Source organism: Enterobacter sp. H2G27, assembly GCF_054403075.1.
Map to the genome: position 1 here is coordinate 3,567,778 of NZ_JBSVSI010000001.1, position 13,283 is coordinate 3,581,060.

Below are 13,283 nucleotides of genomic sequence, written 5' to 3' on the forward strand. Positions count from 1 at the left end.
GACTTTCGTTTTTTGACATTTCGTCCAGACTTAATGCACACCCCATCGCCGGAGTCTCCCTCCGGCGATGCGCACCTGAAGGAGGAAAAATGGCAAACCAAACCGTAATCAAGCTGCAGGACGGCAACGTGATGCCCCAGCTGGGGCTAGGTGTATGGAAAGCCGGTAACGACGAGGTCGTCTCCGCCATTCATAAAGCCCTGGAAGTCGGCTATCGGTCGATTGACACCGCCGCCGCGTACAAAAACGAGGACGGCGTGGGGACCGCACTGGCCAGCGCCGGTGTCCCCCGCGATGAGTTATTCATCACCACGAAACTGTGGAATGACGATCAAAAGCGTCCCCGCGAGGCCCTGCAGGAGAGCCTGGAGAAGCTCCAGCTCGACTTCGTCGATCTTTATCTGATGCACTGGCCGGTCCCGGCTATCGACCATTACGTTGATGCCTGGAAAGGAATGATTGAACTGCAGAAAGAGGGGCTGGTGAAAAGTATCGGCGTCTGCAACTTCCAGGTTCATCACCTGCAGCGGCTGATTGACGAGACGGGCGTCGCGCCTGTCATTAACCAGATCGAACTGCACCCGCTGCTGCAGCAGCGTCAGCTTCACGCCTGGAACGCCACGCATAAAATCCAGACCGAGTCCTGGAGCCCGCTGGCACAGGGTGGCGAAGGCGTGTTCGATCAGAAAATTATTCGCGACCTGGCGGATAAATACGGCAAAACCCCGGCGCAGATCGTCATTCGCTGGCATCTGGACAACGGCCTGGTGGTGATCCCGAAATCGGTCACGCCATCGCGCATCGCCGAGAACTTCGACGTCTGGGATTTCCGTCTGGACAAAGATGAGCTGGGGGAAATTGCGAAGCTGGATAAGGGCAAGCGGCTTGGGCCGGACCCGGATCAGTTTGGCGGGTAATTGCGTAAAAAAGCCGGGTGGCGGCTTCGCCTTACCCGGCCTGCGTTTCTACATAAAAACCCCGGCTTGCCGGGGTTTTTTATTTACGCTTTGCGCTTCACGGGCTTCTTAAAACTCGAATTACCATTCGAACGCTGATGCACAATCGGCGTGTGCTTGGTCAGCGCCGGACGCGTATTGCGATTCTGGCGACGCGCTTCGCGCATCTCCTCCAGCGTCGGGGCCGGAACCAGGCAGTCGCGGCGGGAGCCGATCAGGTGTTTTTTACCCATCTCTTCCAGCGCCTGGCGGATCAGCGGCCAGTTTTTCGGATCGTGGTAACGCAGCAGCGCCTTGTGCAGACGACGCTGTTTATCCCCTTTCGGCACCACCACCTCTTCACTCTTGTAGCCAATCTTACTCAGCGGGTTCTTGCCGGTGTAATACATGGTCGTCGAGTTGGCGAGCGGTGACGGATAGAAGTTCTGCACCTGATCCAGGCGGAAGCGGCGCTGCTTCAGCCACAACGCCAGGTTCACCATGTCCTCATCGCGCGTGCCCGGGTGCGCAGAGATGAAGTACGGGATCAGATACTGCTCTTTGCCCGCCTGCTTCGAGTAGGTGTCGAACAGCTCTTTAAAGCGATCGTAGCTACCCATGCCCGGCTTCATCATCTTCGACAGCGGGCCTTCTTCGGTGTGCTCCGGCGCAATCTTCAGGTAGCCACCGACGTGGTGCGTCGCCAGCTCTTTGATGTAGCGCGGATCTTCCACGGCGATGTCGTAACGTACCCCGGACGCGATCAGGATCTTTTTGATGCCCTTCAGGTCGCGCGCGCGGCGGTAGAGGTTGATCGTCGGCTCATGGTTAGTGTCCATGTGCTCGCAAATGCTTGGATAGACGCAGGAGAGGCGACGACAGGTTTGCTCTGCGCGCGGCGACTTGCAGCGCAGCATGTACATGTTCGCGGTTGGACCGCCGAGGTCGGAAATCACGCCGGTAAATCCAGGTACCGAGTCGCGAATCGCTTCGATCTCATTGATGATCGAATCTTCAGAGCGGCTCTGAATAATGCGCCCTTCGTGCTCGGTAATCGAGCAGAAGGAACAGCCGCCGAAGCAGCCGCGCATGATGTTGATCGAGAAGCGGATCATCTCATACGCCGGGATACGGGCGTTGCCGTACGCCGGGTGCGGCACGCGCTTGTACGGCAGCGCAAAAACGCTGTCCATCTCTTCGGTGGAAAGCGGGATCGCCGGCGGGTTGATCCAGATAAAGCGCTCGCCGTGCTTCTGCATCAACGCGCGGGCGCAGCCAGGGTTGGTTTCATGGTGCAAAATACGGGACGCGTGCGCGTAGAGCACCTTGTCGGCTTTCACCTTCTCATAGGAGGGCAGCAGCACGTAGGTCTTTTCCCACGGCTTCGGGCGCGGAGGCTGCACGACGATAGCCTTCGCTTCCGCTTTTTTCGGCTCAACCGGCTTGTTATCGGCACACGGCAGATCTTCGCCGTACGGATGTGGGATCGGGTCGATTTTACCCGGCATATCAATGATGCGGGAATCCACTCCGCGCCAGCCCGGCAGCGCCTCTTTCACCATGATGGCGGTATTGCGCACGTCGCGGATGCTGCTCACCGGCTCGCCCTGCGACAGACGGTGCGCCACTTCCACCAGCGGACGCTCGCCGTTTCCGTAAATCAGCATGTCGGCTTTGGAATCCACCAGCACCGAGCGGCGCACGGTATCAGACCAGTAATCGTAGTGCGCGGTACGGCGCAGGCTCGCCTCGATGCCGCCCAGGATCACCGGCACGTCTTTCCAGGCTTCTTTGCAGCGCTGGGTATAGACGAGGGTTGCGCGGTCCGGGCGTTTACCCGCCACGTTATCCGGCGTGTAGGCGTCGTCATGACGAAGCTTACGGTCGGCGGTATAGCGGTTGATCATCGAGTCCATGTTGCCTGCAGTCACACCGAAGAACAGGTTCGGTTTACCCAGACGCATAAAGTCGTCTTTGCTGTTCCAGTCAGGCTGGGAGATGATCCCCACGCGGAAGCCCTGCGCCTCAAGCATACGTCCACAGATGGCCATGCCGAAGCTCGGGTGGTCAACGTAGGCATCGCCCGTGACCAGAATGATGTCGCAGCTGTCCCAGCCCAGCTGGTCCATCTCTTCCCGGGACATCGGCAGGAATGGCGCCGGTCCAAAGCAGGCCGCCCAGTACTGGGGCCAGGAGAAGAGGTCACGATCCGGCTGGATCAGGGAAATTGCGCTCATAATGCTTCCGAAGAAAAAATAAACAAAAGGAGCGGGATTATACGCTGTTCATCCGCCGGATTTGAAGAAAAGGATGCAGGAAGCAGGCAGATATTCACGGAACTCGTTAAAATACAGCGCCCTGATAATTTGGATCATAATATTCACTATATTTTCCGGTGATTTGCCCCGGAACGTGTTATTGCGCGGAGCTCTGTCGTGAAGCCCAACGATTCGTTACATGTATCCCAGCTGCGGGTTGTCCTTCACCTCTGCGGTTTTCTGGTTCTGCTGTACAGCCTTTCCATGCTGCCGCCGATGGTTATCGCCCTGCTGAATAAAGAGCGGACCTACTTTGCCTTTCTGACCACCTTTTTAACCTTTTTTACTCTCGGAGGGTTAACCTGGCGGGCAACCCGTCACGCCGGCATACAGCTGCGCACCCGCGACGGGTTTGTGATTATCGTGCTGTTCTGGCTGCTGTTTTCATTCATTAGCGCCATGCCGCTCTGGATGGATGACGGGCTACGGCTCTCCTTTGCCGACGCGCTCTTTGAAGGGGTTTCCGGGATCACCACCACCGGGGCAACGGTGATCGGGGACGTCAGCGCCCTGCCTAAATCGTACCTTTATTACCGCGCTCAGCTGAATTTCATTGGCGGGTTAGGCGTCATCGTGCTGGCCGTCGCGGTCCTCCCGCTGCTGGGCATCGGTGGCATGAAGCTCTATCAGTCAGAGATGCCGGGACCGTTCAAGGAGGAGCGTCTGACTCCCCGCCTTGCCGATACCGCGCGCACGCTGTGGGTGACCTACTTCGCGCTGGGCGTGGCCTGCACCCTGGCCTACTGGCTGGCGGGAATGTCATTTTTTGACGCCCTCTGTCACGGGCTGTCGACCGTGTCGCTGGGCGGGTTCTCCACCCGCAGCGAAAGCATTGGGTTTTATGACAGCCACGCGATTGAGCTGGTCGCCGGGGCGTTTTCACTGCTCTCCGCGTTCAACTTCACCCTCTGGTACGTCGCCATTGTCAGACGCACCCTGAAACCGATTCGCCGCAGCCCGGAGGTTAAATTCTTTCTGAGCGCCGCCGCGGTGATTATCGTCATCACCGCCTGGCAGGTCTGGCATGCCGGGATGTACAACGCCACTGATAGCCTGGTGCATGCCTTCTTCCTTGCCAGTTCGATGATGACCGATAACGGCCTTTCGACAGCCGACTATGCCCAGTGGCCAGCACATACCATCTTCCTGCTGTTGAGCGCCAGCTTTTTTGGCGGCTGCGTAGGCTCGACCTGCGGCGGGATCAAAGCGCTGCGTTTTCTCATTATGTTCAAGCAGAGTATTCAGGAGATGAACCAGCTGGCGCATCCGAGAGCGCTGCTGAGCATTAAGGTGGGCAAAAGCGTGGTGAATGAACGCGTCCTGCGCTCGGTCTGGAGCTTCTTTTTTCTCTACGTGATGATTACGGGCTTTTTTGTCTGGTCGCTCAATCTGATGGGCTACGACCTGTTTACGTCATTCGCAACGGTTGCCGCCTGCATCAACAACATGGGGCTGGGGTTTGGCGAGACGGCGTCGACGTTCGGCACGTTAACAGAGGGGGCAAAACTGCTGATGTGCGCGGCGATGATCTTAGGGCGTCTTGAAATTTATCCGGTGCTGATACTGTTCTCGCGCTTTTTCTGGCGGGCATAAAACATTCCCGGCGAACCGGGAATGTCAGGATTATGGGGCAGGGTTGATCAGCATCTGCCCTACGGAGCCCCTGTCCATCATCTCCAGCGTCTGGCTGTGGAACAGGAACGGGAAGTGCGGCCACGAGGGCTGACCGTAGTAGACAAGCAGCTCAACCTGGCCGTCCACCCAGACGGTATCTTTCCAGCCGCGGTCTTCCGGGAACGGCATGGCACCGTTGACGTTGCGGATCAGGAATGCCACCCCTTCAATATGGAACGACTGCGGCATATCTGAACGCACCGTCCAGCGCTCCCAGGTACCCTGCTGCGCGGTAATGTCAATGCGGTTGACGTCCCACAGCGCGCCGTTGATGCCCGGGTCGTCGCCGAGGCTGATATCACGGCTGCGCACCGGCGAGCCGCTCATGATCTCCTGCGGCAGCAGGCGCATGGGCAGGCTATCGGTCACCAGCGGCAGCAGACCGGTTGGACGCAGGGTCAGCACCAGGGTCGAGACCAGAATGCTCGACGGTTCAAAGAACCCGCGAATACGGTCGACAATGCTGGCCGCTTCACCGCAGGTGACAGACACTTCATCCCCATTGGTCATATCAATGAGAACTTCGCGACGTTCGCCCGGCGAGAGCGCAAGCTGTTTGACGGACACCGGCGCCGGTAAAAAGCCCTGATCGCCGGAGATCACGTGCAGCGGACGGCCATCGCTCATTTGCAGCTGATAGCGGCGCGAGTTGGACGCGTTGAGCAGGCGCAGGCGCACCCAGCCGCGAGACACTTCGACATACGGGCTTTGCGCGCCGTTGACCAGCAGCGTATCACCGACGAAGCCACCGCTGCCCGGCTCGCTGTATTCAGGCGTGCCGAAGTTATCCAGACGTTTGTCCTGGATGATAATCGGGAAGTCATCCACGCCGTAGTGATTCGGGATCGGCAGAGATTTGCTGACTTCATCTTCCACAAGCCACATGCCGGCCAGGCCGTTATAGACCTGCTGCGCCGTGCGGTTAGGGGTGTTGGCGTGATACCACAGGGTTGCCGCGCTCTGGCGAATCGGCAGAACGGGCGCCCAGTCGGCGCTGGGTGACATCATTCGCGCCGCGCCGCCAATCAGCGGGCCAGGTACCTGCAGGCCGCTGATGGTCATAGCGACATTTTCAGGGGTGCGGTTACTGTAGATGAGCTTTACGTCATCGCCATTCCACACGCGTATGGTCGGCCCGAGGTAACGTCCGTTAATGCCCCAGACGGGCGCACGCGTCCCCTGGGTAAAGGACCAGTGGCTACGCTGCAGCGTCAGGAAAAGCGGCTGACCGCGACGGGATTCAATTAATGGCGGTATAGGCAGCGGCTGTTGCTGCCCGGCGGCGCTGGCTGTCAGCGGCATCGCACCCGCACAAAGGGCGATCCCCGAAGCCTGAATAAACTGACGCCGACTGAGTGACATATAAGCTCCATCTGAAACGACTAACAACGCGGGAATTCGTTTTCCCTTCAACGCCGGGTTAAATCTTACCGGCGGCTTCTCTCTCTGCGACTTCTTTGTCGAGCTGCGCAATATGCTGAGCCATTAGCTCACGGCAGTGTGCTGCCAATTCGCGCACCTGATCTTTACCGTATTTGCTGGTATCGACAGGTGGCAGCATTTCGACAATCACCAGCCCATTATTCAGGCGGTTAAGATTAATCTTATTCGAAGTATTGGAAACGCACACGGGAATAATTGGAACACCTGCCGCAATTGCAGCATGAAACGCACCGGTTTTAAACGGCAGCAGGCCGCGACCGCGGCTGCGCGTTCCTTCCGGGAACATCCAGATTGAGATTTTGCGCTTTTTAAAATGATTCACCACTTCGGCAATGGTGCTGTGCGCTTTTGCACGGTTATTACGGTCGATCAGCAGGTTACCGGTAAGCCAGTACAGCTGACCAAAAAACGGGATCCACAGCAGGCTTTTTTTGCCCACCGTCACGGTCGGTGGAAGCACGATATTAGAGGCCGTCACCATATCGTAGTTGTTCTGATGGTTGGCAATATAGATGGCGTTACCGAAATTCTCCGCCCCTTCCGGCAGACGTTTTTCAACCTTCAGGCCAAACAGCGGAGCAAGGCGCCCAAACATATGGCCAAAGGTGGCGACATGCTTCGGATTACGCGGGCTGAACAGGCAATAAATAGAGCCGAAAATACAGACCAGAATACAGTAGATGACGGTAAGAATAAGACGAACAATATATAGCATAGCGACCTCTGAAGCCCCAACAGCTGACAATTATACTTCACCTGTGGCCAGGTAAGGACTTTATTACGAGCGCGTATTGTTAATCGCAACGCACGAATTAACAACGATTTTACGGGAAATTTTATTGAAATTCCCCCTCCGGACAGAGGGGGGATATCACGACATTACTCTTCGCTGTCGCCCGCAGCGCTGCGTGCAGGAGAGTCAATCTCCACGCGATCGATACGCTGCAGACCGCGCATCAGCGAGCCGCGGCGACCGCGCTCACCCACCACCTTCTGCAGCTCTTCCGGACGAAGCTTGATTTTGCGCTTGCCGACGTGAATGGTCAGCGTGCTCTGCGGCGGCAGAAGGAAGAGGTGCGCCAGGCCATCTTCGCCTTTCGCGGCCTCCGCCGACGGGATGTTGATGATCTTGTTGCCCTTGCCTTTTGACAGCTCCGGCAGATCGCTGACCGGGAACATCAGCATACGTCCGGCGGTAGTGATCGCCAGCAGCATGTCGCTTTCGTTCTCAATCACCAGCGGTGCCATCACGTGAGCGTTGTCCGGCAGGCTAATCAGCGCCTTACCGGCACGGTTGCGGGAAACCAGATCGTTGAAGGTACAGATAAAGCCGTAGCCCGCATCGGACGCCAGCAGCAGCTTCTGGTCATCGGCTTCCATCAGCATATGGTCAACCGTCGCGCCCGGCGGCAGCGTCAGCTTGCCGGTGAGCGGCTCGCCCTGCCCGCGCGCGGAAGGCAGCGTGATCGGGTCAATGGCGTAGCTGCGACCGGTGGAGTCGATAAACGCCACCGGCTGGTTGCTCTTGCCTTTCACCGCCGCTTTGAAGCTGTCGCCCGCTTTATAGCTGAGCCCCGGCGCGTCGATATCGTGGCCTTTGGCGCTGCGTACCCAGCCGCTCTGCGACAGGACAATAGTCACAGGCTCGGACGGCTGCATGTCGTGCTCGTTCATCGCCTTCGCTTCTTCACGCTCGTGCAGCGGAGAACGACGGTCGTCACCGAAGGCATCGGCATCGGCCTGCAGCTCTTTTTTCAGCAGGTTATTCATCTTGCGTTCGGACGCGAGGATCGCCTGCAGCTGATCGCGCTCTTTTTCAAGCTCGTTCTGCTCGCCGCGGATCTTCATCTCTTCCAGTTTGGCGAGATGGCGCAGCTTCAGCTCGAGGATCGCTTCGGCCTGGGTTTCGCTGATGCCAAAGCGCGACATCAGGGCGGGCTTCGGCTCGTCCTCGGTGCGGATGATCTCAATCACCTCGTCGATATTGAGGAACGCCACCAGCAAACCTTCAAGGATATGCAGGCGCTTAAGCACTTTCTCGAGACGATGGTTCAGACGACGGCGTACCGTATCGCGGCGGAACGTCAGCCATTCGGTGAGGATCTCCAGCAGGTTTTTCACCGCCGGGCGTCCGTCGAGGCCGATCATGTTCAGGTTGATGCGGTAGCTTTTTTCCAGATCGGTGGTGGCAAACAGGTGGTTCATCACCTGCTCCATGTCCACGCGGTTGGAGCGCGGCACGATCACCAGACGGGTCGGGTTCTCGTGGTCCGATTCATCGCGCAGGTCGTCGACCATCGGCAGCTTTTTATTGCGCATCTGGGAGGCGATCTGCTCCAGCACTTTGGCGCCGGAAACCTGATGCGGCAGCGCGGTGATCACCACGGCGCCGTCCTCTTTATTCCACACCGCGCGCATGCGCACGGAGCCGCGCCCGTTCTGGTAGATTTTGCGAATTTCCGCGCGAGAGGTGATGATCTCAGCTTCGGTTGGGAAATCTGGCCCCTGCACGATATCCAGCAGATCGTCGAGCGAGGCTTTAGGCTGCTCGATCAGGGTAATGGCGGCTTTCGCCACTTCACGCAGGTTGTGCGGCGGAATGTCCGTCGCCATACCGACCGCAATCCCGGTGGTACCGTTCAGCAGGATGTTCGGCAGACGCGCAGGCAGCATCTTTGGCTCCTGCATCGTACCGTCGAAATTTGGCACCCAGTCGACGGTTCCCTGACCCAGCTCGCCCAGCAGCACTTCGGCATATTTAGAGAGACGGGATTCGGTATAACGCATTGCCGCGAAGGATTTTGGATCGTCCGGCGCCCCCCAGTTCCCCTGACCATCCACCAGCGGGTAGCGGTAAGAGAACGGCTGAGCCATCAGCACCATCGCTTCATAGCAGGCGCTGTCGCCGTGCGGATGGTATTTACCCAGCACGTCACCGACGGTACGGGCGGATTTCTTGAACTTGGCGGTGGCGTTCAGCCCCAGTTCGGACATCGCATACACGATGCGGCGCTGAACGGGCTTCAGGCCATCCCCGATAAACGGCAACGCCCTGTCCATGATGACGTACATGGAATAGTTCAGGTATGCGTTTTCCGTGAATTCATGTAGCGCGAGGCGCTCTGCCATATCGCTCATTACGTGTGATTCCTCAACTCAGAAACCGAAGGGTTTCAGGCAATATTGCCGCAGATACTACCCTATCTGACGAGTTGAGTCACAAAGAAAAAGGGCCGCTTATGCGGCCCTTTCCGGGTTATTTGTTCAGCTTAATGACCTGCTTCACGTCGATTTCAAAATCGTTCCACTCTTTATCGACCTTGCCCTGGATTTCCACTTTATCCTGAGGGGTGACAGTCACGCCGTTCCAGCGCTTGTGGTCAATCTCCACGTTGACCGTGCCGGTCTCATCGCGGAAGGTGTAGCGGTCATCGGACAGGCGCTGGGTAATGTTCCCACGCAGCTTCACCCAGCTGTCGTCCTTCATCTCTTTCACCTTCACCGCGGTGGTGAGGTTAGCGTCGTTATCAACAAAACCTCCCGTCTGCGTCTGGGTCTGGGTTTGCGTGGCCGACGGGCCGTTAAATCCGCCCTGCGCGGCAAAAACGGGGGCAGTGGTCATCATCATGATGGCGGCAATGGCAGCGAATTTTTTCATATTAACTCTCCCTTTAATCTGGTTTCGCAGTCCATTAAACAGGGTAATCCTTAACAACTTCTTAAGGGAAAAATTTATTTATTATTGCTGTACAGCAGGCGCTTGCAGAGGGTTTACTGACGGCATCAAGGAGGGAACATGCGCATTTTACTGGTAGAAGACGACGCGTTAATCGGCGACGGTATCAGGGCGGGTTTAAGCAAAATGGGCTTTAGCGTGGACTGGTTTACCGACGGTAAAACCGGTCATGCCGCGCTTGCTTCTGCGCCCTATGATGCCGTGGTGCTGGATCTGACGCTGCCGGAAATCGACGGTCTGGACATCCTGCGCGCGTGGCGCGAAAGCGGGCGCAGCGAGCCGGTATTGATCCTGACCGCGCGGGATGCGCTCAACCAGCGCGTGGAAGGGCTGCGTCTTGGCGCGGATGATTATCTCTGCAAGCCGTTCGCGCTGATTGAAGTCGGCGCCCGCCTCGAGGCGCTGGTCCGCCGCAGTCACGGCCAGACGCATAGCGAGCTACGCCACGGCAAGGTCACGCTCGATCCGACCCGTCTCGTCGCCACGCTGGACGGTGAACCGCTGACGCTGAAGCCGAAAGAGTTCGCGCTGCTGGAACTACTGATGCGCAATGCAGGCCGCGTGCTCCCTCGCAAGACGATTGAAGAAAAACTGTATACCTGGGATGACGACGTCTCCAGCAACGCGGTAGAAGTCCACGTTCATCACCTGCGCCGCAAGCTTGGCAGCGAGTTTATCCGCACCGTGCACGGCATCGGCTATACCCTGGGTGACGCATGAAGCTGACGCAACGCCTGAGCCTGAAGCTGCGCCTGACGCTCCTCTTTTTAGCGCTCTCCCTGACGGCATGGTTTGCCGCCAGCCTGGTGGCCTGGCAGCAGACCACCCACAAGCTGGATAAGCTCTTCGACACGCAGCAGATGCTGTTTGCCAAACGGCTGCTGACGATGGATCTTGACGAGATCCGCGCCCCCGAACGGATGCGCGAGATCCCGAAAAAAGTGAAGCATGGCCGTCTCGATGACGACGCGCTGGCTTTCGCCATTTACGCCGTTGACGGCAAAATGCTGCTGAACGATGGCGAGAACGGGCGCGATATTCCGTACCACTATCGCCGCGACGGGTTTGCTAACGGGCAGCTCCAGGACGACAACGACGAATGGCGTTTCCTGTGGCTGACCTCACCCGACGGGAAGTACCGCGTGGTGGTCGGCCAGGAGTGGGAGTATCGCCAGGAGATGGCGCTGGACGTGGTCAGCTCGCAGCTCACGCCCTGGCTGGTGGCGCTGCCCGTCATGCTGCTGTTGCTGGTTCTGCTCCTGAGTCGGGAGCTAAAGCCGCTGAAAAAGCTGGCGCAGACCCTGCGCTCCCGCTCGCCGGATGCTACCGATAAACTGCCGACGGAGGGCGTCCCTACGGAAGTGCGCCCCCTTCTTGATTCGCTGAATCATCTCTTCGCGCGTACCCAGGAAATGATGACCCGCGAGCGGCGCTTTACGTCCGACGCCGCCCACGAGCTGCGCAGCCCGCTGGCGGCCCTGAAGGTGCAAACTGACGTGGCGCAGCTCTCGCAGGACGATCCGCAGGCGAGGGAAAAAGCGCTGGCGCAGCTGCATGCGGGCATCGACCGCGCTTCCCGGCTGGTGGACCAGCTCCTCACGCTCTCGCGTCTGGACTCGCTGGATAATCTTGACGACGTCGAACCGATAACGCTTGCCGATTTACTTCAGTCGGCGGTGCTGGATATCTGGCATCCGGCGCAGCAGGCGGGGATTGATATTCGCCTCAACAACCACGCCCCGCAGATCAAACGTCAGGGACAGCCCCTGCTGCTAGGCCTGCTGGTGCGCAACCTGCTGGACAACGCCATCCGCTACAGCCCGCGCGGCAGCGTGGTGGACGTCACCCTGGACGCGCGTAATTTTACCGTGCGCGACAACGGCCCAGGCATTTCACCTGACGCGCTGGCGCGCATCGGCGAGCGCTTTTATCGTCCGCCGGGTCAGGATGCCACGGGCAGCGGGCTGGGGTTATCCATCGTAAAACGCATCGCCGCGCTGCACGGTATGCGCGTCTCGTTGAGCAATGCGCCTGAAGGCGGTTTTGAAGTGAAGGTCAGCTGGTAGAGATTATTGCGTTTAATGCAAAAGACTTTGCACATTTTGCTCATTTTTCCGCTCCGTCCTCGCGCGTAGAATACTCGCCATACTCTCATCGTCGAGGACAAATAATGAGCAACATCCTGATTATCAACGGTGCAAAAGAATTTGCGCACTCTAAAGGCCAGCTGAATGACACCCTGACCGAGGTCGCGGACGGTTTCCTGCGCGACGCCGGGCATGATGTTAAGGTCGTACGCGCGGACAGCAACTACGACGTGAAAGCCGAAGTACAGAACTTCCTGTGGGCTGACGTGGTGATCTGGCAGATGCCAGGCTGGTGGATGGGCGCGCCGTGGACCGTAAAAAAATACATGGACGACGTGTTCACCGAAGGTCATGGCTCACTGTATGCCAGCGATGGCCGCACCCGCTCTGACGCGTCCAAAAAATACGGGTCAGGCGGTCTGATTCAGGGCAAAAAATATATGCTCTCTCTGACCTGGAACGCCCCGCTGGAAGCCTTCACCGACAAAGATCAGTTCTTCGAAGGTGTGGGCGTTGACGGCGCGTACCTGCCGTTCCACAAGGCTAACCAGTTCCTGGGCATGGATCCTCTGCCGACGTTTATCGTCAACGACGTGATTAAAATGCCTGATGTCCCGAGCTATATCGCAGAATATCGCAAGCATCTCGCGGAAATTTTTGCTTAACTGGTAGCCTGGAATTAAAGGAGTAGTAAACATGCTTACCGTTATCGCAGAAATCCGTACTCGTCCAGGTCAACATCACCGTCAGGCGGTGCTGGATCAGTTCGCGAAAATTATCCCGACCGTACTGAAAGAAGAAGGCTGCCACGGCTACGCGCCGATGGTGGATGCCGCCACTGACGCCAGCTTCCAGGCGACCGCGCCGGACTCGATCATCATGGTTGAGCAGTGGGAAACCGTCGCGCACCTCGAAGCACACCTGCAGACCGCGCACATGAAAGCGTGGAGTGACGCGGTGAAGGGTGACGTGCTGGAAACCCACATCCGCATTCTGGAGCAAGGGGTTTAAGTTTTCCCTCACCCCAGCCCTCTCCTGACGGGATTGGGAGAACAGGTCCAGGCCCGGTGAGCGTCAGCGCAACCGGGCT

General features: G+C 58.1%; 11 protein-coding genes. 6 read left to right on the top strand and 5 right to left on the bottom strand.

The window, feature by feature from the left end; genetic code table 11:
• Nucleotides 1-89 precede the first annotated feature (89 nt).
• Nucleotides 90-917: a 2,5-didehydrogluconate reductase DkgA gene (dkgA, locus tag ACW9E7_RS16865; RefSeq protein WP_021242117.1), complete on the top strand. Its 828-nt coding sequence runs from the start codon at nt 90-92 to the stop codon at nt 915-917.
• Nucleotides 918-1,000: 83 nt separating this feature from the next.
• Here the strand turns inward: dkgA and ACW9E7_RS16870 are convergent, their stop codons facing one another.
• Entirely contained in the window at nt 1,001-3,172 is a 2,172-nt protein-coding gene (locus tag ACW9E7_RS16870; RefSeq protein ID WP_458728128.1) for a YgiQ family radical SAM protein, read from the bottom strand.
• 198 nt (nt 3,173-3,370) lie between these two features.
• Between ACW9E7_RS16870 and ACW9E7_RS16875 the strand changes: the two genes are divergently transcribed.
• Complete coding sequence (locus ACW9E7_RS16875; RefSeq protein ID WP_458728129.1) at nt 3,371-4,846, top strand: TrkH family potassium uptake protein; 1,476 nt, start codon at nt 3,371-3,373, stop codon at nt 4,844-4,846.
• Between the two features lie 30 nt (nt 4,847-4,876).
• On the opposite strand, the gene ftsP is transcribed toward ACW9E7_RS16875, so the two are convergent.
• The 4 genes from ftsP to ACW9E7_RS16895 form a co-directional block, all read right to left on the bottom strand.
• Nucleotides 4,877-6,289, bottom strand: a complete 1,413-nt coding sequence (gene ftsP / locus ACW9E7_RS16880; protein ID WP_023309186.1) for a cell division protein FtsP — start codon at nt 6,287-6,289, stop codon at nt 4,877-4,879.
• A 58-nt stretch (nt 6,290-6,347) separates the two neighbouring features.
• A complete protein-coding gene (gene plsC / locus ACW9E7_RS16885; protein WP_045404006.1) occupies nt 6,348-7,085 on the bottom strand; it encodes a 1-acylglycerol-3-phosphate O-acyltransferase in 738 nt (245 codons plus the stop codon).
• Nucleotides 7,086-7,249: 164 nt separating this feature from the next.
• The gene (gene parC / locus ACW9E7_RS16890; RefSeq protein ID WP_111963276.1) at nt 7,250-9,508 is read right to left on the bottom strand and encodes a DNA topoisomerase IV subunit A; all 2,259 of its coding nucleotides are present in this window, start codon (nt 9,506-9,508) and stop codon (nt 7,250-7,252) included.
• Nucleotides 9,509-9,626: 118 nt separating this feature from the next.
• Nucleotides 9,627-10,028: a YgiW/YdeI family stress tolerance OB fold protein gene (locus ACW9E7_RS16895; protein WP_111963277.1), complete on the bottom strand. Its 402-nt coding sequence runs from the start codon at nt 10,026-10,028 to the stop codon at nt 9,627-9,629.
• 138 nt (nt 10,029-10,166) lie between these two features.
• Here ACW9E7_RS16895 and qseB point away from each other — a divergent pair, with 138 nt between their 5' ends.
• From qseB to ACW9E7_RS16915, 4 genes are all read left to right on the top strand, one after another.
• Entirely contained in the window at nt 10,167-10,826 is a 660-nt protein-coding gene (gene qseB, locus ACW9E7_RS16900) for a quorum sensing response regulator transcription factor QseB (RefSeq protein WP_458728130.1), read from the top strand.
• Nucleotides 10,823-12,172 carry a quorum sensing histidine kinase QseC gene (qseC, locus tag ACW9E7_RS16905; RefSeq protein ID WP_288462694.1) on the top strand — a complete coding sequence of 450 codons (1,350 nt, stop codon included), beginning with the start codon at nt 10,823-10,825 and terminating at the stop codon, nt 12,170-12,172. The genes qseB and qseC overlap by 4 nt, the downstream gene beginning before the upstream one ends.
• Nucleotides 12,173-12,276: 104 nt before the next feature.
• On the top strand, nt 12,277-12,858 hold the full coding sequence (locus ACW9E7_RS16910) for an NAD(P)H-dependent oxidoreductase (RefSeq protein WP_023333418.1): 582 nt from the start codon (nt 12,277-12,279) through the stop codon (nt 12,856-12,858).
• Between the two features lie 31 nt (nt 12,859-12,889).
• Entirely contained in the window at nt 12,890-13,204 is a 315-nt protein-coding gene (locus tag ACW9E7_RS16915; protein ID WP_008502984.1) for a putative quinol monooxygenase, read from the top strand.
• Nucleotides 13,205-13,283: the final 79 nt, after the last annotated feature.

Excerpts from the sequence above, each read along its gene's own strand:
- dkgA (WP_021242117.1), top strand. The coding sequence starts at position 90 with ATGGCAAACCAAACCGTAATCAAGCTGCAGGACGGCAACGTGATGCCC.
- ACW9E7_RS16870 (WP_458728128.1), bottom strand. The coding sequence starts at position 3,172 with ATGAGCGCAATTTCCCTGATCCAGCCGGATCGTGACCTCTTCTCCTGG.
- ftsP (WP_023309186.1), bottom strand. The coding sequence starts at position 6,289 with ATGTCACTCAGTCGGCGTCAGTTTATTCAGGCTTCGGGGATCGCCCTT.
- plsC (WP_045404006.1), bottom strand. The coding sequence starts at position 7,085 with ATGCTATATATTGTTCGTCTTATTCTTACCGTCATCTACTGTATTCTG.
- parC (WP_111963276.1), bottom strand. The coding sequence starts at position 9,508 with ATGAGCGATATGGCAGAGCGCCTCGCGCTACATGAATTCACGGAAAAC.
- ACW9E7_RS16895 (WP_111963277.1), bottom strand. The coding sequence starts at position 10,028 with ATGAAAAAATTCGCTGCCATTGCCGCCATCATGATGATGACCACTGCC.
- qseB (WP_458728130.1), top strand. The coding sequence starts at position 10,167 with ATGCGCATTTTACTGGTAGAAGACGACGCGTTAATCGGCGACGGTATC.
- qseC (WP_288462694.1), top strand. The coding sequence starts at position 10,823 with ATGAAGCTGACGCAACGCCTGAGCCTGAAGCTGCGCCTGACGCTCCTC.
- ACW9E7_RS16910 (WP_023333418.1), top strand. The coding sequence starts at position 12,277 with ATGAGCAACATCCTGATTATCAACGGTGCAAAAGAATTTGCGCACTCT.
- ACW9E7_RS16915 (WP_008502984.1), top strand. The coding sequence starts at position 12,890 with ATGCTTACCGTTATCGCAGAAATCCGTACTCGTCCAGGTCAACATCAC.